We start from the raw sequence: 19,523 nt of genomic DNA, 5'->3' as shown, positions 1-19,523 counted from the left end.
AGGGGAACGCCATTGCGCCGCCCCGTTGTTGCCCACCGTTCTTGTTCAACGGGGGCGGAGACGGAGTCCGTCGCGGCATGGCGCTCAGCGCTGCACACGCCGTCCCTCGGCATCGACGACGACCTCTCCGTCCTCCTTGGTGAAGGGCTCAAGCGCCTCGGCCGGAAGCAGGTCCAGCACCATCTCGGACGGGCGGCACAGGCGGACGCCCAGGGGCGACACAACGATCGGGCGGTTCAGCAGGACCGGATGCGCCTCGATCGCGTCCAGCAGGCGATCGTCGTCCAGATCGGGATCGCCGAGGCCCAGCTTGGTGAACACCGCCTCCTTTTCACGCAGAAACGCGCGGAGCGGCACACCGGCCCGCCGCGCCAGATCGGAGAGCATGGCGCGGCTGGGCGGAGTCTTCAGGTATTCGACGACCTGCGGCTCGATTCCCGACATGGCGGATCAGGGCCAGGGTGTTGCGGGACGTCCCGCAGGCGGGATTGTGAAGGATGACGATGTCCATCAGGTCGCGCTCCCCTCGGGCGGCGGCAGGGCTTCGTCGAATGCCTCGCGGGCCTCGGCGCGGACGCGCTCCAATCGAAGGGTCAAGGCCGCGAAATCCAGCTCGCCGGAGGCCGTGGCCAGGCGGGTCCGGAAGGTCTCGGATTCGGCCTCGATATCGGCGCGGTCGTCGAAGGCGCAGGCCAGCAGTTGCGACAGGCCCTGTTGCAAGGCCCAGGCGTCGTGCAGAGCCGGGTCCGACGACAGCTGCTCCAGCGTCGAGACGCTGAGCGGCTGGCCCTTCACCGCGGTTTGAAGCTGGCGGAACTGGCCCACGAACTCGGCGTCGACCAGACCGCCGGGCACCAGCTTCAGGTCCCAGAAGCCGGAGGCGCGGCGTTCCCGCTCCATCAGGTCGCGCATGGCCCGGACCTCGGCGGCGACGTCGATGCCGGCACGCGGTCGACGCAGGGCATCCTCGATGGCCTGGGTGACAGCCGTCCCGAACGTCGGGTCGCTGGCCCAGGCGACGCGGGCGCGGGTCAGGGCCATGAACTCCCAGGTCGCGGCCTCCTGCACATAGTAGTCGCTGAAGCCCGACAGGCGGACCGATACCGGCCCCTTGGATCCCGAGGGCCGCAGCCGCATGTCGACCTCGTACAGCCCGCCTTCGGCCGTATGGGCCGACAGGGCCGAGATCAGCCGCTGGGTGAAGCGGACGTAGAAGGTGTCGGCCGCCCAGCCCTTCGCCTCCGAAACGGCGTCGGCCGGCGCGTCATACACGGTCATCAGATCCAGATCGGACCCCGCCGTCATCTCGCCCGAGCCGGCCTTGCCCAGCGCGATGACCGCCACCGCGCCGGGGAAGGTCCCGCCCAGCCGTTCGGTCTCGGCGAGGGCGGCCGACGACAGGGTGCGAAGGACGGCGTCGGCCAGATTGGTAAAACCTCGCCCTGCGGCCTGTGGCCCCACTCGGCCCGTCAGGGTCTGCATGCCGATGCGGAAGGCCTGTTCGCGGTGCAGGCGGCGCACCGCGTTCATCGCCCCCTCGAAGTCGCCCGCCGCCTTCGCCTCCTCGTCCATCTGGTCGAACAGGCCGGTGTTGACGCCCAGTTCGGTCTCGAACCGCACGTCGAGCATGGAATCCAGTGCCGCCGGATACCGGCCCAGGGTCCGGGCCAGGCGGGGGGCGAAGGCCATGACGCCGACGATGCGCTCGAACAGCTCGGGCTGGTTCAGGAACAGGGCCTGGATCTGCACCCCCGCCGACAGGCCGCCAAAGAAGACCGAGAACCGCTTGAACGCCGCGTCCGCCGCTCCGGTCCGCGCCAGCGCTGTCAGCAGGCGCGGAGCCAGGCGGGTGAACAGCTCGCGCCCCCGAACAGAGCGGGTCGCGGAGATGCGGCCGTGGTGCCAGGCCCGGATCGTATCGGCGATGTTGGCGGGGTCGGAGAACCCCATGCGCGTCAGTGTCGCCAGGGTCTCCGGATCGTTGTCCACGCCGGTAAAGACGAGGCTGCCGAACGGCGACGACAGTTCCTCCTCTCCCTCGAACAGGGCTCCGTAGCGCTGGTTGACGCCCAGCAGCACCGCCTCGACACCCGCGTCGAAGATCGCCAGATCCCCCTCCCCCGCCAGGGCGGCAACGGCCGCGCGGCGGACGGGATCGGCGGGCAGGACGTGGGTCTGTTCGTCGTCCAGCATCTGGACCCGGTGTTCCAGTCCCCGCAGTTCGACATAGGCATCCGTCATCTCGGCGGCGACCTCGGCCGGCAGATGTCCCTTTTCGACCAGGGCCGCCAGGGCATCGACCGTGCGGGGTTTCCGCAAGGAGGCATCGCGCCCGCCCAGGATCAGCTGCTGGGTCTGGGCATAGAACTCGATCTCGCGGATGCCGCCTCGTCCCAGCTTCAGGTTCGCTCCCGCCGCCTCCAGCCCCTCGCCGGTCTTGTGCACGTGGATCTGTCGCTTGATCGACTGGATATCGAGCACGGCCTGATAGTCCAGGCTGCGCCGCCAGACGAAGGGGATCATGTCCTTCAGGAATTCGGTCGCGGCCTCGAAATCCCCGCAGATGGCGCGGGCCTTGATGAAGGCGGCGCGCTCCCAGTTCTGGCCGACGCTCTCGTAGTAATCCAGCGCCATGGGCACGGCGACGACGGGTGGCGTCGAGGACGGATCAGGGCGCAGACGCAGGTCGACGCGGAAGACGTAGCCATCGGCGGTACGCTCGCTGAGCAAGGCGGCCACGCCTTGCGCGACGCGGTTCATCGTCCCTTGCGCCTCCGTCCCCTCGGCCAGGACGGGTGCCAGCCGGTCTGGATCGAAGAACAGGCTGAGGTCTATGTCGCTGGAATAGTTCAGCTCGTGCGCGCCGTGCTTGCCCATGGCCAGACCGAACAGGCCGGGGATGGGCCCCCGCGTGTCGGCGGGGGGGGTCAGCAATTTGCCGCGCCGGCGCAGGTCTTCGGCCACGCCGGACAGGGCGGCGCGACTGGCCACGTCGGCGAAGCGGCTGAGCGCGCCCGTGACCTGATCCAGGTCCCAGACTCCGCCCAGATCGGCCAGGGCGGTCAGCAGGTGAAGCTCCGCCTTCAGGTGCCGCAGGGGTGCCCGCATGTCGTCCGCCCCGCCGGTCAGGGCGATGGTGCGGGCGATGACGTCGGCCAGGCGCGCCTCGACCGGATCGGTCAGCACCGCCTTCAGGATCGCGGGCCAGCGCCGGGCCAGACCGAACAGATAGGGCGAGGCGGCGAACACCGGGGCCATGGCGGGCCAGGCCGCGTCGAACGCCTCGGCCCATCCGCTCTCCGTCGCCAGCGGGGCCAGTCGCTCCCGCGCCCGTTCGGCCGCGATCGGATCCAGCACCGGCCCGCACGGCGCGATCCTGCGACCCAGCGGTCGGTCGCTCACGCCGCGCTCGCGGGCGGCAGGATCAGGGCAACGCGAAGGCCGGGGCCGAAGCCACCGTATTCCCCCGGTCCCTCGTCCAGCTGGATGCGGCCCATGTGCGCCTCCATCACCGCGCCGACCAGCGACAGGCCCAGACCCGACCCGGCCTCGGTGCGGCTGTTGTCCAGTCGCACGAAGCGCTCGATCACCCGTCCACGATCCGCCTCCGGCACGCCCGGCCCGGTGTCGGTGACCGAATACTCGATCTCGCCCGACGACCGACGCCGGGCACGCAGCATGACCGCGCCGCCGACCGGTGTGTATTTGATGGCGTTGTCGATGACGTTGGCCAGGGCCTGGGCCAGGAAGGGGCGCCCGCCCTCGATCATCAGCCCCGTCTCGATCTCGGCCGAGAACTCCAGCCCCTTGTCCTCGGCGGCGGGTTCGTAAAGCTCGGCCATGTCTGCTGCCAGGTCGGCGGCGTCGAACACGGCCGCATCCGGGATCCGCCCGGCCGCCGCCTGCAGCCGGGCGATGGCCAGGACCGTGTTGAAGGTCTTCAGCAGGGTGTCCGCCTCGTCCAGCGCGACGCCCAGGGCCTCGACGCCCGAGACCTTGCCGTTGTCGGCGTCGATCAGGGCGACCTCCAGCTTGGCCCGCATGCGGGTCAGGGGCGAGCGCAGGTCGTGGGCGATGGCGTCGCCCGCGTGCCGGATCGACGCCATCGACCCCTCCAGCCGGTCCAGCATGTGGTTCAGACCCCGCCCCAGCTCATCCAGCTCGTCGCCGGTCGCCTTGACGGGAACTCGCGCCTTCAGGTCCCCCTCCTCCACGGCGGTGACGACCTTGTTGAGCCGCGCCATGGAACGCTCGAGGTTTCGGCTGATCAGCAGCCCGCCGCCCAGCCCCAGCAGCAGCACCATGCCCATGGCCGCCCACAGCGCCTGCGTCAGCCGATTCAGATAGGCCTCGGTGTCGCCCAGGCTTTCGCCGACGATCAGGCTCTCGCCGCCGGACAGGCGCGACGTCACCGCGCGGACCTGGGGCCGGATCACCCGCCCCTCGGCATCGGTGTCGGTGAAGGGAAAGGTGATCCAGTCACCGTCCCTGGCTGTCGGCTCGAACGGGGTTTCGCTCAGACTACCGGTGATGAAGGCCCCGTCCTTGTCCATCAGGCGATAGACGAAGGCGCTGCGCGTCAGGGTGCGATCGATCACCGCCATGTTCAGCGCGTCGAACCCGCGACTGTCATAGATGCCGCGCAGGGCCTGCAGTTCGCCCGCCACATCGGCCTGCGCCTTGGCCTGCGCCTCCGACGCCGAGGCGATGTAGACATAGGCCAGGATCGCGCTGGCCGCCGCCGCGAACAGGGCGAGGAACAGCAGCGTCAGCCGGAAGGGCGTGCGGCGAAAGAGGGAGGGAAGTTGCATCGCTCAGTGGCGAGTGGCGAGTGGCGAGTGGCGAGGGCGGAAACGAGCAGCAGCGCACACTTGAAGCCGAGCGCAATCAGACCGTTTCGCCGGCCGCGACCACCTCACAACTCGCCACTCGCCACTCGCCACTGGCTCAGGCCTCTAGCCGATACCCCGCACCGCGGACCGTCTGAAGCATGGCGCGGTCGAAGCCCTTGTCGATCTTGGAGCGCAGGCGGCTGATGTGGACGTCGATGACGTTGGTCTGGGGGTCGAAATGGTATTCCCAGACCTTCTCCAGCAGCATGGTGCGCGTCACCGACTGGCCCGCGTGGCGCATCAGAAACTCCAGCAGTTGGAACTCGCGCGGCTGCAGGTCGATCTCGGTGGTGCCGCGATGCACCGTGCGGGCGATCAGGTTCATCTCCAGGTCGCCGACCTTCAGCACGGTCTGGACCCCGCCGGTCTCGCGACGGCGCGACAGGGCCTCGACCCGGGCGATCAGCTCGGCGAAGGCATAGGGCTTGACCAGATAGTCGTCGCCGCCCGCCTTCAGGCCCATGACGCGATCCTCGACCTCGCCCATGGCCGACAGGAACAGGACCGGGGTCTGGTCGCCGTCCTTCCTCAGGGTCTCGACCATGCCGATGCCGTCCAGACGGGGCATCATGCGGTCGACGACATAGACGTCGTAGTCGCCCTTCTGGGCCTCCAGCAGACCATAGGCGCCGTCGATGGCGTGGGACACGGTGTGCCCGCCCTCGGTCAGGCCGCGCACCATCGCCTGGGCAGCCTCGGCGTCGTCCTCGACAACCAGAATCTTCATGGCGGACCCTCCCGGAATCAAAATCGCCGCCGACGGTAGCCCATCGGCGGCGATCTTGGGAGTTACGGCTTGTTCAGGGTCGGGACGATCACTTGCTCTCGAGTTCGAGCACGAACGGCCGGTTGCCCTGCGGAATGCGGAACAGCAGCAGGACGCTGTCGCGGTTGGCGGTGCGGGCGGCCGCGATGACCTCGCGCAGTTCGGCGACCGTGGACACCGGACGACCGTTGGCCTGCATGATGACCGCGCCGGTCGGCACCTGGGCCCGTCCGGCCCGCGACGTTTCCGAGACCCCGGTCACGACCAGCCCACGCACCCCCTCGTCGATCGAGTAGCGAGAGCGCAAAGCCTCAGTGATCGGCGCGACGGTCATGCCTTCGACCACCTCGCCCGCCTGCGGCTGTACCCGGTCGGGGTTCACGCTCTGATCGTCATCGGTGCTGTTCGCCTGGGCGTTGACGTCCGCCGGGCGCGTGCCGGAGCGGACATTGATCGTCTGACGGCGACCTTCGCGCAGGACGTCCAGGCGCAGCATGTCGCCCGGTGACGCCTGTCCGACGCGTCGGGTCAGTTCCGTCGAGCTGGTGATGGGCTGCCCGTTGAGGCCGACCACGACATCGCCATCGCGCAATCCGGCCTCGGCCGCCGGTCCACCGGCCGTGACCTCGGCGATGAAGGCCCCTTCCTGATCGGCCGGCAGGCCGAGCGGCTCGCGGTATTCCTCCGGCAGGTTCTGGATCTGGACGCCCAGATAGCCGCGCTGGATGGCCTGACCGCTCCTCAGTCGGTCGGTGACCGACTTGGCGATGGAGGCCGGAATGGCGAAACCGATGCCGACCGAGCCGCCCGTGGGCGAGAAGATCGCGGAGTTGACCCCGATCACGCGGCCATAGATGTCGAACGTCGGGCCGCCCGAGTTGCCCCGGTTGATGGCGGCGTCGATCTGCAGATAGTCGGTATAGGGGGTCGTGCCGTCCCCGATGTCGCGCGCGCGGGCCGAGACGATGCCGGCCGTGGCCGTGCCACCGAGGCCAAACGGGTTGCCGACCGCGATGACCCAGTCGCCGACGCGGGGCTCGGCCGCTTCCTCGAAGCTGACAAAATTGAAGTTCGAACCCTCGACCTTGACGACAGCCAGATCGGTATCCTTGTCACGCCCGACCAGGGTGCCGGGCAGTTCGCGGCCGTCGGACAGCTTGACGGTGATCTTGGTGGCGTTTTCGACGACGTGGTTGTTCGTCACGATGAAACCGTCGGCCGAGATGAAGAAGCCGGAGCCCGCGCCCTGCGCGGTCTGGGGCTCCTGATCGTCAGGCTGCTGAGTCTCCGGGGCCTGAAAGCCGAAGCCGGGCAGGCCGGGGATGGGAATGACGCCGCCGCGCGGGCGCTCGACCGGCGTCTCCACGTCGATCTGGACCACGGCCGGCGCGACCTGTTCGAAGATGTCGGCGAAGCTGAGCGGGGCACCCTGGGGCGGCGCGAAGGCGAGGCCCGCCCCGGCCGAGGGGATCAGGCGGCCGGCGGCGGTGGGCCGTTCGGCGGCATTGGCGCCCGGCCAGTCGATCACGCCCCCGGCGGTCGCCGCGGCGGCGAAGGTCAGGCCGACGGCGGCCCCCAGGATGAATTCCTTGCGCTTCAGCATCGGTGTTCTGCGATCCTTCAATGGACCCCTCGCGGGCGTCCGTTTCGCCTTTGGATATAGGACGATGCCGGCTTTCGCCAACCATCGCTGTTCGAGGCATCTACCCGTCTAGCGCCCGTCGTGAGGCGCGGTTGCGTCAGGATCAGGGCGAACCGTTTCAGACTGGAGAAGATCGGCCAGCCGACGCTCCTCTTCAGGCGAAAGCGGTGCCGATTCCAGCGGCTTGCGGCGGGTGAACGCGATCAGCGCCAGCCCGCCCAGCACGACCAGTGCCAGAGGCCCGAACCACAGCAGCCAGGTTCCCTCGCGCACCGGCGGGGTGAACAGGATGTAGTCGCCGTACAGCTTCACCAGATCGTCGCGGACGGCCGCGTCTGTGTCGCCCGAAGCGATCTCCTCGCGAATGCGCTGGCGCATGTCCCCGGCGATGCCTGCGGGACTGTCGGCGATCGATTCATGCTGGCAGACGACGCAGCGCACGTCCTTGAACAGAGCCTGGGCGCGGGCTTCCTGGGCGGCGTCTGGCAGGGGCCGATCGGGCGCGGCGGCCGGCTCGGCGGCGAGGGCGGGGCCGGTGAGAAGGGTCAGGGCGGCAAGACCGACCAGCAGCGTCCTCATGCCGGAACCGCCTTCCTGCGCCCTCCGATGGCCAGCCGCAGCCGACGGTCGAACAGGCTGAGCAAGCCGCCCAGCGCCATGATGAACGGCCCCAGGAAGATCAGCCGCGCCCATGGATTGTAGAAAACCCGCACGGTCCAGGCGTTCTGGCCCTGAGCGCCCTGGCGGCGCTCGCCCATGACGACATAGACATCGTCCAGGCCCCGGAAATCCAGCCCGACCTCGGTCGTCGTCTGGCCGCCCGCAGGGAAGAAGCGGCGTTCGGCGATGACGGTCTCGGCGGACGGTCCGGCGCGGACGGGGGCGACCGTCAGCGCGCCCTGTTCGGCCAGATAGTTGGGTCCCTCGACGACCTGGACCTTGTCCAGCGTCACCCGCCACGGCCCTGCGGTGACCGTCTGGCCGATGGAGACGGGGGCGGCAGCCTCGACCTTGAACCCGGTTTCGATCACGGCCCCCAGCACGAAGACGCCCAGGCCGGCGTGGGCCAGCGTCATGCCCCAGGCTCCGAGCGGCAGTCCGCGCGCGCGGCGGACGACCTCGGCCAGCGGCACCTTGAACAGTCGAACCCGCTCAACGACCTCGGCCAGAGCCCCAAAAATGAGCCAGGCCCCGACGGCGAGACCGGCAGCGGTCAGGGCCTTTTTCGGCTCGAACGCCAGCCAGCCGACGAAGCCGGCGGCGATGGCGAGAGCCGCCGCGACGGCCAGACGCTGGATCGCGCCCTTCGCATCGCCCCGCTTCCAGGCCAGCAGCGGCCCGGCGGGCAGGATCACGAAGGCGACCAACATCAGCGGCGTGAAGGTCAGGGCGAAATAGGGCGGGCCGACCGAGATGGTCGCGCCGGTCGCGGCCTCCAGGATCAGGGGATACAGGGTGCCCAGCAGCACGGTGACGGCCGCCACGGTCAGGAACAGGTTGTTCAGCACCAGCGCCCCCTCGCGGCTGACCGGCGCGAACAGGCCGCCGCCCTTCAGCTGGGGCGCGCGCCAGGCGAACAGGGCGAAGGCCGATCCGGCGGTGAAGCCCAGGATGCCGAGCAGCATCATGCCGCGCTCCGGATCGACGGCGAAGGCGTGGACGGATGTCAGGACGCCGGAGCGCACCAGAAAGGCACCGAGCATGGAGAAACTGAAGGCCAGCAGCGCCAGAAACACGGTCCAGCCCGCCAGAGCCCCACGCCGCTCCGTCACCACCGCCGAGTGCAGCAGAGCCGCCCCCGCCAGCCAGGGCATGAAGGAGGCGTTCTCGACCGGGTCCCAGAACCACCAGCCGCCCCAGCCCAGTTCATAATAGGCCCAGAAGGCCCCCAGGGTGATGCCGCAGGTCAGAAAGACCCAGCTGGCCAAGGCCCAGGGCCGAACCCAGCGCCCCCAGGCGGGCCAGAAGCCGGAGAAGGCCTTGCCCTCGATCAGGGCCGCGACCGCCAGTGAAAAGGTCACCGAAAACCCGACATAGCCCAGGTAGAGCATGGGCGGATGAAAGGCCAAGGCCGGGTCCTGCAGCAGCGGGTTCAGCGACGCGCCCTGGACCGGAGCCGGGTCCAGCCGGGCGAATGGGTTCGAGGTGAAGACCGCGAAGGCCAGGAACAGGGTGCCCAGCGCGCCCTGCACGCCGACAGCCGAGGCCTTCAACCCGAACGGCAGGCCGCGCGCCCGGGTCAGGGCCGCGCCGAACACCGTCATGACCAGGCACCACAGGACCAGCGACCCCTCATGGCTGCCCCAGGCGGCGGCGACCTTGTACAGCATCGGCTTGTCGGTGTGGCTGTTGTTGGCGACGTTGGCGACGGAGAAGTCCGACGTCGCGAAGGCGAAGATCAACGCCCCGAACGCCAGCGCCACGGACCCGGCGGCGGCGATGGCGGCTCCTTCGGCCCCGCCCGCCAGCAGCGGACTGCGCCGCATGCGGCCGACGGCCGACAGGCCCATCTGCAACGCCGACAGCGCCAGGGCCAGGACCAGGCAGAAGGACCCGAACTCGACGATCATGCGGGTTTGACGCCGCCGCTGGTCATCGGGGCACCGCTGGTCGGCGTCGCTCCGCCCTCGGGTCGCCATTCGCCGTCGGCCTTCAACCGGTCGGAGACTTCCTTGGGCATGTAGCGTTCGTCGTGCTTGGCCAGGACGGTGTCTGCGTGGAAGGTGCGGTCCGGCTGGAACGACCCCTGCGCCACCACCCCCTGCCCTTCGCGGAACAGGTCGGGCAGGTCGCCGCGATAGACGACGCGGGTCGTCGCCTTGTTGTCGGTGACGGCGAAGCTGACATCCGCCCCATGCATCTGGACGCTGCCGGTCTCGACCAGTCCGCCCAGGCGGATGACGCGCCCGGTCGGGGCCTTCTGCTCGGTCACCTCGGAGGGGGAGAAAAAGAAGGTCACGCTGTCCTGCATGGCCCACAGCGACAGGCCGACGGCTAGCGCCAGCACGGGCGCGGCGGCCGCCACGACCCACAGACGACGCCGGGCCTTGGGCGATTTGGGAAGCCAGCTCATGGGTGCGGGAAACCGGTCAGATCAGGAACAGGGAGGTGCGTATAGACCCGCGCGGGCCGGGCTCCAACGGGTCATCCCGCCGCTGCCAGCTGGGCCATCAGACCGGCGCGGCGCGGGTCGGCGGGGTCGAGCACGGCGATCAGCGGACCCCACATCGCCTGCGCCCGGACCTTGTCGCCTCGCGCCAGGGCCGCCTGCCCCAGGAAGAAGCGCGCGCCCAGTTGATCCGGGTCGCGTCGGATGGCCTCGACGAAGGCGGCCTCCGCGTCCGTGCCGACCGTGCCCTCGTTCGCGCGGACCAGGCTTTCGCCCAGACGCGACCAGCTCTGGGCATCGTCGGGCTGGATCTCCAGCGCCTTCCTGAAGGCCGAGGCCGCGCCGATCGGATCCTCGGCCTGGAAGCGCGCCGCGCCCAGCATGGTCAGGGCGGTGTGGTTCCCGGGATCGCGCTTGACCGCGCGGGTCAGGACGGCCGCCATCTGGGGCGCGTCCAGCGCCTCGGGCGTAGCGGTCCATTCGTCGATCCGTCGCTCATAGGTCTGATCCGGCAGGCCCGGCGCGCCGAAGACGAAATACAGACCCAGCGCCACGGCGGCGGTGGCTGCCAGCGCCGACATGACGATGGTCCGGTCACGCGACCCGACCCGGATGACCGGCTCCGGACCCGCATCGGCCAACAGCCGCCGACCGGCCTCGGCCCGCGCGCCGACATAGGCGTCGTCGTCCAGCAGTCCGCGCTCTTTGAGGCGATCCAGCTCCGCCAGCTCGGCCGAGGCTGTGTCGGATGGCGCGGGAACGGCGGTGAGACCCTGTCGCGCGGCGGTCAGCACGAACCATCCCGCAAGCGCCGTGGCGAGCCCGGCCAGAGTCCAGAAAACGATCATGCCAGCGGCTTAGCGGATCACGCGGCGCGCGGCGAGGCCCCAGGTGTCGCGGCCAGCAGGGCGGCGCTGGCGGCGGCGGCTCGGCGACGCGCGGTCTTGGCCGGATCGGTCGCGTCGATCAGCAGCAGGAACTGGGCCAGGGTCTCGATCAGGTTCAGCGCCGCGCGGTTGTCCGGGGCCTCGCCCGCATTCACCGCCTCCACCACCAGATCGACGTAGATGGTGACCCGCTCGATCACCGCCTGCACCAGTTGATATCGCAGGGATTCGCATCCGAAGACCTGCGCCGAGCTGCGGATGGCGCCGACCAGGGTCAGCATGACGCGCGCTGTCTCGATGGCTTCCGGCCCGGCCATCTGGTCCAGGGCGGCGGCCTCGCGCGTCATGCGGCCGGTCGTCTGAACCCGGCGCGTCGGCATGACCTTGTCCAGCGCCTTGTCCGTGGATTTCAGCGTGGCCGACAGGGTGCGGTTGATGCGGGCGCGCGCTTCCCGCGCCGACTTGCCCCACGCGCCTTCGGGATCCAGCTGGAAGGTGCGATCCAGTTCGGCCAGGGTCTCGCCACACCAGGCGATGTCGGCCTTCAGGCCGGCCTCGGGGGCCGCACCGGCGCGACCGGGCTTGAAGGCGGCGATACGCGTCACCCGCGCCTCGACCTCGGCGATCAGGCGATCGACGAAGCCCGCCATCTCCGATTCCGACAGCACGCCCTCCTTGCCCGCCGCGCGCGACGAGTGGATGACCAGACGCAGCACCAGCGCGGCCTCGCCCAGGTGCGCGAACAGGATCTCCAGCAGACGCGGCCCTCCGTCCGGCGCGATCTCGGCTCCGTCGCGGATCATCAGGCGCAGCTCGGCCAGCTGGTCCTCCGTCGGCCGCAGGATCAGGGCGGGAAGGGCCGCGATGCCGCGCCGGGCCAGAATGGCCAGATCGAAACAGGCCGCGAGCTCATGCAGGCCTCGCTCACGCGCGACCGGATCGCCGCCGGCCGCCGGCCAGATGATCTCGGGTTGATCGCGGATCACGCCGGATGCGGCGATGCAGATGCGGTTGGCGATCGCGACGACCTTGGGATCGTCCTCGCGGAAACGGATGTCGTCCAGCTGGCTGAGCAGGCCGGGCTCGCGGGCGGCCGCGGCCTTCCACAGACGGGGCAGGACGGCGGCGGGGAAGGTCAGCGAGGCGACGCCGTCCGGGCGCGGGCGGAACATGGGCAGCAGGGGCGCGAAGGCCACCGCGCGACGTCGGCGGTCGGTCGTCTCGTCGGCGAGCATCCGGCTGAGGGCGCGCGCGCGTTCGCCGGGCATCTGGCCCACGGCCATGCCCAATGTCTTCAGAACGCTGTCGCCGACCCGCTCCAGCATCTGGGCGAGCACCGCGCGATGGGCGACCGAAAGTTCGGCCATCTGACCTCCGACGGGCGGGTTGAGCCCCGCCTTCGTCCCAGGGTGAACGGTCTAGGTTAAGATTCCGCGAGCGGACGGGTTCACGCCTCGGCGGCCGGCAGTTCCAAGACCGCCTTCAGCCCGCCCAGGTCGCTGGCCGCCAGCGTCAGTCGCCCGCCATAGGCGCGTGTCAGGTCCTCGACGATGGCCAGCCCCAGCCCCGAGCCCGGAGCCTCTTCGTCCAGACGGGACCCCCGTTTCATGACTTCGTCGCGCTGGTCGGCGGGAAGGCCGGGGCCGTCGTCCTCGACCACGGCGATCATCTGGCCCAGGCCGCTGCCGCCGGCCGAGACGCGGACGCGCCGGGTCGACCATTTGCAGGCGTTCTCCATCAGATTGCCCAGCACCTCCTGCAGGTCCTGGCGCTCGCCCAGGAAGGCCAGTTCGTCCGGCGCGCGCCAGTCGATCTCGACGCCCTTCGACTGGAACACCCGCTCCAGCATCACGGCCAGTTCGTCGATGACCTCGCCGACCGGCGTGCGTTCGCCCAGGCCCTGCGCACGGGCGGCGGCGCGGGCGCGGCGCAGGTGGTGATCGACCTGCCCCTTCATGATCTCGGACTGGCGGCGCACGACATTGGCGAGCGACGTCGGGTCACTTTCGGCCTCGGCCAGCATGACCGACAGCGGCGTCTTCAGGGCATGGGCCAGATTGCCGACGTGGGTCCGCTGGCGCTCCACCACCTCCTGATTGTGGTCCAGCAACCGGTTGACCTGTTCGGCCAGGGGCTGGATCTCGGTGGGATAGTCACGCGCGATCCGGGCCGCGCGCCCCTTTCGCACATCGGCGATCTCGGTCTGCAGGTCAAACAGTGGCCGCAGTCCGATCTGGACCTGCAGGAAGACCGCGATCACCAGCCCGATCCCCAGGATCAGCAGCGCGGTCCAGGTGAAGGTCGCGAACTGGCGGGTGTCCGTCTCGATATCGGACCGGTCGATCCCCGCCATGAAGACCAGGGGCTGGGCCCGCCCCGGCAGGGTCTTCATGCTGGCCGCGATCCGCAGCGGCTGACTGCCGTCGGGCAGGACGCCCGGATCGTTGTAGGTGACCAATGCGCCCAGCGATGCCTGCAGGCGCCGGGGTAATTCAGCGTCGGCATACAGGCTCTCGCCCGCCAGCGAGGGCGACCGGACCAGGACCCGCATCCGTCCGTCCGAGGTCAGCTCCGCCACCTGCCAGTATTTGCCGGACAGCCCCCGCAGCGTGCGGCCATCCTTGATTTCGGCCACCGAAACGCCCTCGGGGGCCGCGACGCTGGCGATCACGACGTCGTCGATCGTGTTGGACAGGACGTTGCCCAGGCGCCGGAACGCGCTTTCCTGATACTGGCTGGTCAGCATCCAGCCCGTCAGCATCAGGGCCAGGACGATCCAGCCCGAGGCCAGCCAGATCAGCCGCCGCGTCAGGCTGCGGCCCGGCCGGCCGAACCAGCGACCCCAGGACGGCTTGGGTGCCCCCTCGTCGGGTGTCACGCGGCCTCGGACTCGCCGGTCAGCGGCGTCAGGCGATAGCCGAGCCCGCGCACGGTCTCGATCCGGTCGGACCCCACCTTCTTGCGCAGACGGCCGATGAAGACCTCGATGGTGTTGGAATCGCGGTCGAAGTCCTGGTCGTAGAGGTGCTCGACCAGCTCGGTCCGGCTGATGACCCGGCCCTGGTGCATCATCATGTAGTGCAGCAGCCGGTATTCCAGCGACGTCAGCCGCAGGGGTTCGCCGTCGACGGTCGCCCGCGCCGCCTTTGGATCCAGCCGCAAGCCGCCGCACGATAGGGTCGCCGAGGCGATGCCCGCCGATCGCCTCAGCAGGGCCCGCAGCCGTGCCAGCAGTTCCTCGGTATGGAAGGGCTTGGTCAGATAGTCGTCGGCCCCCGCATCGAAGCCCGACACCTTGTCCGACCAGGCCCCGCGCGCCGTCAGGATCAGGACCGGCGTGGTCTTGCCGTCGCGCCGCCAGCGTTCCAGCACCGACACCCCGTCGATCTTGGGCAGACCCAGGTCCAGCACGACCACGTCATAGGGTTCGGTGTCGCCCAGGAAATGGGCTTCCTCGCCGTCGGCGGCGTGATCGACGGCATAGCCGGCATCGCCCAGCGCCATCTTCAGCTGACGCGACAGGTCGGCGTCATCCTCGACAAGCAGAACACGCATGATCGTCTCCCCTAGGCTCAGCCGGCGTCCACGGCGATGTCCATGACACGGCCGTCGCGTTCGAAGCGGAAGACATGGCTGTTTCCGCGCATGCCCATATAGCCGACGAAACGCGCGCCGCCCGCGCGACCCTGGGCGATCGACTGGGCCTCGGCCACGCTCATCTGGCGACGCTCGCGCATTTCACCCCGGTCGCCACCCCGGTCGCGGTCCCCGCGGAAGCCGCCACGATCCTGGGCGGCCGCGCTCAGAGGAGCGGCGGCGATCAGGGCGGCGATAAGGATGGCGGATACGCGGGTCATGGGTCGCTATGTGACGGATCGCCCGTGAACGGCGGCTGAACACCCAGCTTAGAGAGGTTTAACCTCAGGCGAAACTGCCCGCGAGAGACAGATGAACGGTCCCTGACGCGCGGCGTTCAGAAGCCGCTCAGCCGCGATCAGCTTTCATCAGGTCAACGCAGCCAGTCCGGTTGCGGTGATTTCAGTGACGGAGTGATCCCATGAAGAAGCTGCTCGTTCCCGCCCTCGTCCTGGCCGCCGTCTCGGCGACCGCCCTGCCTGCCGCCGCCCAGTCCTATGGTCGCCCGGTGCCGCACGCCAACGCCGGCTATGGCAACTGGCAGTCGATCAACGTGCGCCAGGCCAACCTGGATCGCCGCATCGACCAGGGTGTCCGCAACGGCGCGCTCAGCCGTCGTGAAGCGACCCGCCTGCGCGGCGAGTTCAACACCCTGCTGCGTCTGGAGGCCCGCTATCGCCAGGGTGGCCTGACCGCCTGGGAGCGTTCGGACCTCGATCGCCGCTTCGACCGCCTGTCGGCCCAGGTCCGCATCGAACGCCGCGACCGCGACAACCGTCGCGGCTGAGGCTGAAGGACCGGATGGCTGAGGTCCCTCCCGGCCGAGGCTATCCGTGGGGCGCGATCCGAAAGGGTCGCGCCCCTTTTCTTCGTCGCCGCCTCAGAGACGCAGCACACTGTCCATGACGGTCACCGCCCGACCCCGGATCAGCACGCGGTCGCCCAAGAGTTCGCATTCGAACCGCGCGCCGCGTCCCGGATAGGCTTGCAGAAACGTCAGCGTTGACCGCCCCAGCTTCTGGGCGAACAGCGGGACCAGTCCGCAGCGCGCGGAGCCCGTGGCCGGATCCTCGTCCACTCCACAGCCCGGTCCGAAGAAGCGATCGATCACATCGACATCATCCAGGTCCGACAGGGCGCAGGCGATCACCTGTCCGCGTTCCAGCGCCCCGTCGCCGAAGGCCAGGAGCGCGCGGCTGTCGGGTGTCAGCGTCCGGACCGTCTCCGCATCGGCCATGACGGCCATCAGATATCGGCTGGCCCAGACCTCGACCGGCTGGGCCCCCAGCGCCTCGGCCAGGCCCGCCGGCATCTCGACCGGCGTCAACGGATCGACCGGAAAATCCATCTCGTAGCCGTCGCCACGCCGCCTGACCGTCAGGGCGCCCGAGGCGGTGTCGAACGACACGGCATCGGCGGCGATGCCCAGCTCGGCGAACAGCACATGGGCCGCCGCCAGGGTCGCATGCCCGCACAGGGGCACCTCGGTCGCCGGGGTGAACCAGCGCAGATCGAAACGGGCGGCATCGTTGGTCCGTCGCAGGAAGGCCGTCTCGGAATGATTGTTCTCCGCCGCGAGGGCCTGCATCCACCCGTCGTCGGGCCAGGCGTCGAACGGCTCCACGACGGCGGCGGGATTGCCCATGAAGGGGCGGTCGGCGAAGGCGTCGATGGTCCACTGGCGCATCCCCGCTCTCTAGGGCGGGCGACCGGACACGACAACGCCCCGGGATCGCTCCCGGGGCGTCGCGCCTTTCGGCGATGAAAGCCCTTAGTTGAACAGGCCGGCGATCACGGCGGTGATCAGGCCCGTGGCGACGGCCGTCAGGACCACGTCATTGCCCGTGCGGACATATTCATAGCCACGCGGCGGGGCGCGCAGGCCGTAGCGGCCATAATCGCTGACCACATAGGTCCGGGCGCGATACTGGCTGGGCAGGCGCTGGCCATAGGCCCAGCTGCGCGCCTGATAGCCGCGGGGCGGGGTGTAGCGGGTGGCCGAGAAGCGGCGCGGGGCCTGCTGATACCGGCCATAGGCGGCGGGCGGCGCAGGCCGCACGGCGCGGGGCGGCGTCGGCGTTGCGCGTGGCGGGGCCGGCGCGGCGTGGGGCGGACGGTGGTCCTGGCCGCGCGCCTGGGCGGAAGCGGCCGAGGCGGCTCCCATCGAAGCGGCGGCGGTCAGGGCGGCCAGAGCGGCGGTGACGATCTTGCGGTTCATGGCGATCTCCTTTTCGATTTGAGCCATGAGACGACCTTAGGCGGCCGGGCCTGAGCCTGATCTGAGCGGCATTGAAGGGCTGAAGTTCACCCTGCGACCGACCTCCCGCCGCGACTGTTTCAGACGCGACACATGGGCCATGTCAGGGGCCGACGACCGTCAGCTCTGGCCATCTTTCGGCCGCGCGGGCGACCACGCGCGGCCAGTCCTTCGCCACCCCCCGGTTGGGATTGGGCCGCAGGATCAGGCCGAACATGTCCTCCAGCCCCAGGGGCGCGGCGACACTGATCGTGTCGTCCGCCTCCAGCCGGATGCCGACGGCGAAGGCCGGGGCCACGAATCGCTCCAGCGCTTCGTCGGTGCAGGCGATCGGATCGTAGGGCTCGCCGAAATGGGCGGGGAACCAGATCGGTACGCGGGCCTGGTTGCGGACCTCGACCGTGCTGGCGAAGGGCTCCTCGAAGGCAGCGGCGACCCGCTTGATGACGAGGTCCTCGGCGTCCCACGAGGTGTCGGGATCATAGTAGCCGACGTCGAAATCCTTGCGCCCATAACCCGCCGGTCTGACGGTCAGGGCGTTCCAGACCGACTGATAGACCGCGCCCGAAAAGATGCGCCAGTCCGGCAGGGCCTGGGCGCGCACGACCCGCAACACATGCATCAGGCCTTCGTCGGCGCGAACGATCTCGACCAGCCGCGCCTGCAGATCGCTCATCGCCCCACCCGCAGGGGCCAGCCGTGGTCCAGCGGCCCGTGTCCGCCACCCAGACCCGGCGCGCGCCGGATGGCCTCGGCGACATAGGCCCAGGCTTCCGCCACCGCGACCTCCAGCGGCCGCCCCAGCGCCAGCCCCGCCGCGATCGCGCTGGCCAGTGTGCAGCCCGTGCCGTGGGTCGAGGTCGTGTCGACCCGCTCGCCCTCCAGCAGGGTCTCGCTGACCGGGGTCATCAACAGATCGACGACCGTCGGACCGGGCACATGGCCACCCTTCATCAGGACCGCCTTCGCCCCCAGCTTCAGCAGCGCCTCGCCGGCCCGGCGCTGACCGTCCAGATCGGCGACCACGATCCCGGTCAGGGCTTCGGCCTCCGGCGCATTGGGGGTCAGCAGGCCGGCGCGCGGGATCATCAGCGCGCGCACCGCCGACACCGCATCGTCATCCAGCAGGGCCGCGCCACCCTTGGCCACCATGACCGGATCGACCACCGCGACGGCGTCTGTGCTGTCCAGAATCGCCGCGACCCGCTCCACCACCGCCACCGATCCCAGCATCCCGGTCTTGATCGCATCGGCCCCGATGTCGTCCAGCACGGCCCGCGCCTGGGCTTCGATCAGGTCCAGCGGCAATGGATGCACGCCGTGGACGCCCAGGGTGTTCTGCACCGTGATCGCGGTGATGGCGCTCGCGGCGTATCCGCCCATGGCGGTCACGGCCTTGATGTCGGCCTGGATTCCCGCCCCGCCGCCGGAATCCGACCCGGCGATGATCAGGACGCGGCCCCTCACACCACCGCTCCTTCGATCGCGGCCTGCACGGCCAGCGCCTGAACCGTCTCGCGCACGTCGTGGACCCGCACGATCGAAGCGCCCCGGCGCACCGCATCCAGGGCGATGGCCAGCGATCCCCCCAGCCGGTCCCCCGCCTCGACCGCCGACGGATCGACGTTCCTGATCATCCGCTTTCGACTGGCCCCCATCAGCACCGGATAACCGGTATCGACCAGCCGCCCCAGACCGGCGATCAGCGCCAGATTGTGCTCGATCGTCTTGCCGAAGCCGATGCCGGGATCCAGCGTGATCCGGGTCCGTGCCACACCTGCCGCCTCTGCCACCCGCGCCCGTTCGATCAGCCAGGCGGTCACCTCGGCCACCACATCATCGTAGCGCGGCTCGACCTGCATGGAGCGTGGCTCGCCCAGCATGTGCATCAGGATCACCTCGCACTCCAGATCGGCCGCGACGGACGGGCTGTCGGGCGAAAAGGTCAGCGCCGTCACGTCGTTCCAGATCGTGGCCCCCGCCGCCATGGCCGCGCGCGCAACCTCCGGCTTCATGGTGTCGATGCTGATGGGGCCATGCCAGCGAGCGTGAACGGCCTCGATTACCGGAATTGTCCGCGCGATCTCCTCGTCGACCGACACCGGCTCGGCCCCCGGTCGGGTGCTCTCGCCCCCGATGTCCAGGATGTCGGCCCCGTCGCCGATCAGCCGCATCGCCTGGGCCAGCCCCGCCTCGACCGTGTCGTGCCGCCCGCCGTCAGAGAAGCTGTCCGGCGTGACGTTGAGAATGCCCATGACGCGGGTGCGCATGCGGTGGTCCTGATTCAAACGAAAGAGGGCGCGCCTCTCGGCGCGCCCTGTTCCTTAGCCTGTT

The 19,523-nt window shown here is 69.8% G+C and carries 18 protein-coding genes and 1 pseudogene; 1 reads left to right on the top strand and 18 read right to left on the bottom strand.

All coding sequences use genetic code 11. The features are described from left to right. Positions 1 to 84 precede the first annotated feature (84 nt). The 13 genes and pseudogenes from arsC to AC1DW4_RS00610 all read right to left on the bottom strand — a co-directional run bounded on the left by arsC (position 85) and on the right by AC1DW4_RS00610 (position 15,153). Positions 85 to 511, bottom strand: a pseudogene (gene arsC / locus AC1DW4_RS00670) (arsenate reductase (glutaredoxin)). Continuing rightward, a complete protein-coding gene (locus AC1DW4_RS00665) occupies positions 511 to 3,402 on the bottom strand; it encodes a bifunctional [glutamine synthetase] adenylyltransferase/[glutamine synthetase]-adenylyl-L-tyrosine phosphorylase (RefSeq protein ID WP_477015308.1) in 2,892 nt (963 codons plus the stop codon). The pseudogene arsC and the gene AC1DW4_RS00665 overlap by 1 nt, the downstream one beginning before the upstream one ends. After that, positions 3,399 to 4,811, bottom strand: a complete 1,413-nt coding sequence (locus AC1DW4_RS00660; RefSeq protein WP_477015307.1) for a sensor histidine kinase — start codon at positions 4,809 to 4,811, stop codon at positions 3,399 to 3,401. The genes AC1DW4_RS00665 and AC1DW4_RS00660 overlap by 4 nt, the downstream gene beginning before the upstream one ends. A gap of 136 nt (positions 4,812 to 4,947) precedes the next feature. Then, positions 4,948 to 5,619 carry a response regulator transcription factor gene (locus AC1DW4_RS00655; RefSeq protein WP_477015306.1) on the bottom strand — a complete coding sequence of 224 codons (672 nt, stop codon included), beginning with the start codon at positions 5,617 to 5,619 and terminating at the stop codon, positions 4,948 to 4,950. Positions 5,620 to 5,707: 88 nt separating this feature from the next. Further along, on the bottom strand, positions 5,708 to 7,261 hold the full coding sequence (locus tag AC1DW4_RS00650; RefSeq protein WP_477015305.1) for a Do family serine endopeptidase: 1,554 nt from the start codon (positions 7,259 to 7,261) through the stop codon (positions 5,708 to 5,710). Positions 7,262 to 7,369: 108 nt separating this feature from the next. Then, entirely contained in the window at positions 7,370 to 7,879 is a 510-nt protein-coding gene (locus tag AC1DW4_RS00645) for a cytochrome c-type biogenesis protein (protein WP_477015304.1), read from the bottom strand. Further along, on the bottom strand, positions 7,876 to 9,870 hold the full coding sequence (locus AC1DW4_RS00640; RefSeq protein WP_477015303.1) for a heme lyase CcmF/NrfE family subunit: 1,995 nt from the start codon (positions 9,868 to 9,870) through the stop codon (positions 7,876 to 7,878). Before AC1DW4_RS00640 ends, AC1DW4_RS00645 begins: the two co-directional genes overlap by 4 nt. Further along, the gene (gene ccmE, locus AC1DW4_RS00635; RefSeq protein WP_477015302.1) at positions 9,867 to 10,373 is read right to left on the bottom strand and encodes a cytochrome c maturation protein CcmE; all 507 of its coding nucleotides are present in this window, start codon (positions 10,371 to 10,373) and stop codon (positions 9,867 to 9,869) included. Before ccmE ends, AC1DW4_RS00640 begins: the two co-directional genes overlap by 4 nt. A 71-nt stretch (positions 10,374 to 10,444) precedes the next feature. Then, the gene (ccmI, locus tag AC1DW4_RS00630) at positions 10,445 to 11,257 is read right to left on the bottom strand and encodes a c-type cytochrome biogenesis protein CcmI (RefSeq protein ID WP_477015301.1); all 813 of its coding nucleotides are present in this window, start codon (positions 11,255 to 11,257) and stop codon (positions 10,445 to 10,447) included. 17 nt (positions 11,258 to 11,274) lie between these two features. Further along, positions 11,275 to 12,663, bottom strand: coding sequence for a hypothetical protein (locus tag AC1DW4_RS00625; protein ID WP_477015300.1), 1,389 nt, complete (start codon positions 12,661 to 12,663; stop codon positions 11,275 to 11,277). An 80-nt stretch (positions 12,664 to 12,743) separates the two neighbouring features. Next, positions 12,744 to 14,174 (bottom strand): sensor histidine kinase, encoded by a 1,431-nt coding sequence (locus tag AC1DW4_RS00620; RefSeq protein ID WP_477015299.1) that lies wholly within the window; start codon positions 14,172 to 14,174, stop codon positions 12,744 to 12,746. Further along, complete coding sequence (locus tag AC1DW4_RS00615; RefSeq protein ID WP_477015298.1) at positions 14,171 to 14,851, bottom strand: response regulator transcription factor; 681 nt, start codon at positions 14,849 to 14,851, stop codon at positions 14,171 to 14,173. The genes AC1DW4_RS00620 and AC1DW4_RS00615 overlap by 4 nt, the downstream gene beginning before the upstream one ends. Positions 14,852 to 14,868: 17 nt before the next feature. Continuing rightward, positions 14,869 to 15,153: a hypothetical protein gene (locus tag AC1DW4_RS00610; RefSeq protein WP_477015297.1), complete on the bottom strand. Its 285-nt coding sequence runs from the start codon at positions 15,151 to 15,153 to the stop codon at positions 14,869 to 14,871. A gap of 200 nt (positions 15,154 to 15,353) precedes the next feature. On the opposite strand from AC1DW4_RS00610, the gene AC1DW4_RS00605 reads away from it, so the two are divergent. After that, positions 15,354 to 15,719, top strand: coding sequence for a hypothetical protein (locus AC1DW4_RS00605; protein WP_477015296.1), 366 nt, complete (start codon positions 15,354 to 15,356; stop codon positions 15,717 to 15,719). 93 nt (positions 15,720 to 15,812) lie between these two features. Here AC1DW4_RS00605 and AC1DW4_RS00600 read toward each other — a convergent pair whose 3' ends face one another. The 5 genes from AC1DW4_RS00600 to folP form a co-directional block, all read right to left on the bottom strand. Beyond that, complete coding sequence (locus AC1DW4_RS00600) at positions 15,813 to 16,619, bottom strand: PhzF family phenazine biosynthesis protein (protein WP_477015295.1); 807 nt, start codon at positions 16,617 to 16,619, stop codon at positions 15,813 to 15,815. 84 nt (positions 16,620 to 16,703) lie between these two features. Beyond that, positions 16,704 to 17,150, bottom strand: coding sequence for an RcnB family protein (locus AC1DW4_RS00595; protein ID WP_477015294.1), 447 nt, complete (start codon positions 17,148 to 17,150; stop codon positions 16,704 to 16,706). A 142-nt stretch (positions 17,151 to 17,292) separates the two neighbouring features. Beyond that, entirely contained in the window at positions 17,293 to 17,865 is a 573-nt protein-coding gene (locus AC1DW4_RS00590) for a nucleotidyltransferase family protein (RefSeq protein WP_477015293.1), read from the bottom strand. Further along, positions 17,862 to 18,656, bottom strand: a complete 795-nt coding sequence (gene thiD, locus AC1DW4_RS00585) for a bifunctional hydroxymethylpyrimidine kinase/phosphomethylpyrimidine kinase (RefSeq protein ID WP_477015292.1) — start codon at positions 18,654 to 18,656, stop codon at positions 17,862 to 17,864. The genes AC1DW4_RS00590 and thiD overlap by 4 nt, the downstream gene beginning before the upstream one ends. Beyond that, positions 18,653 to 19,459, bottom strand: a complete 807-nt coding sequence (folP, locus tag AC1DW4_RS00580; RefSeq protein ID WP_477015291.1) for a dihydropteroate synthase — start codon at positions 19,457 to 19,459, stop codon at positions 18,653 to 18,655. The genes thiD and folP overlap by 4 nt, the downstream gene beginning before the upstream one ends. Positions 19,460 to 19,523: the final 64 nt, after the last annotated feature.

The organism is Brevundimonas sp. P2_A6 (assembly GCF_056404975.1).
Note: the sequence above shows the minus strand (reverse complement) of the source record. Positions and strands in the feature narration are given on the sequence as shown.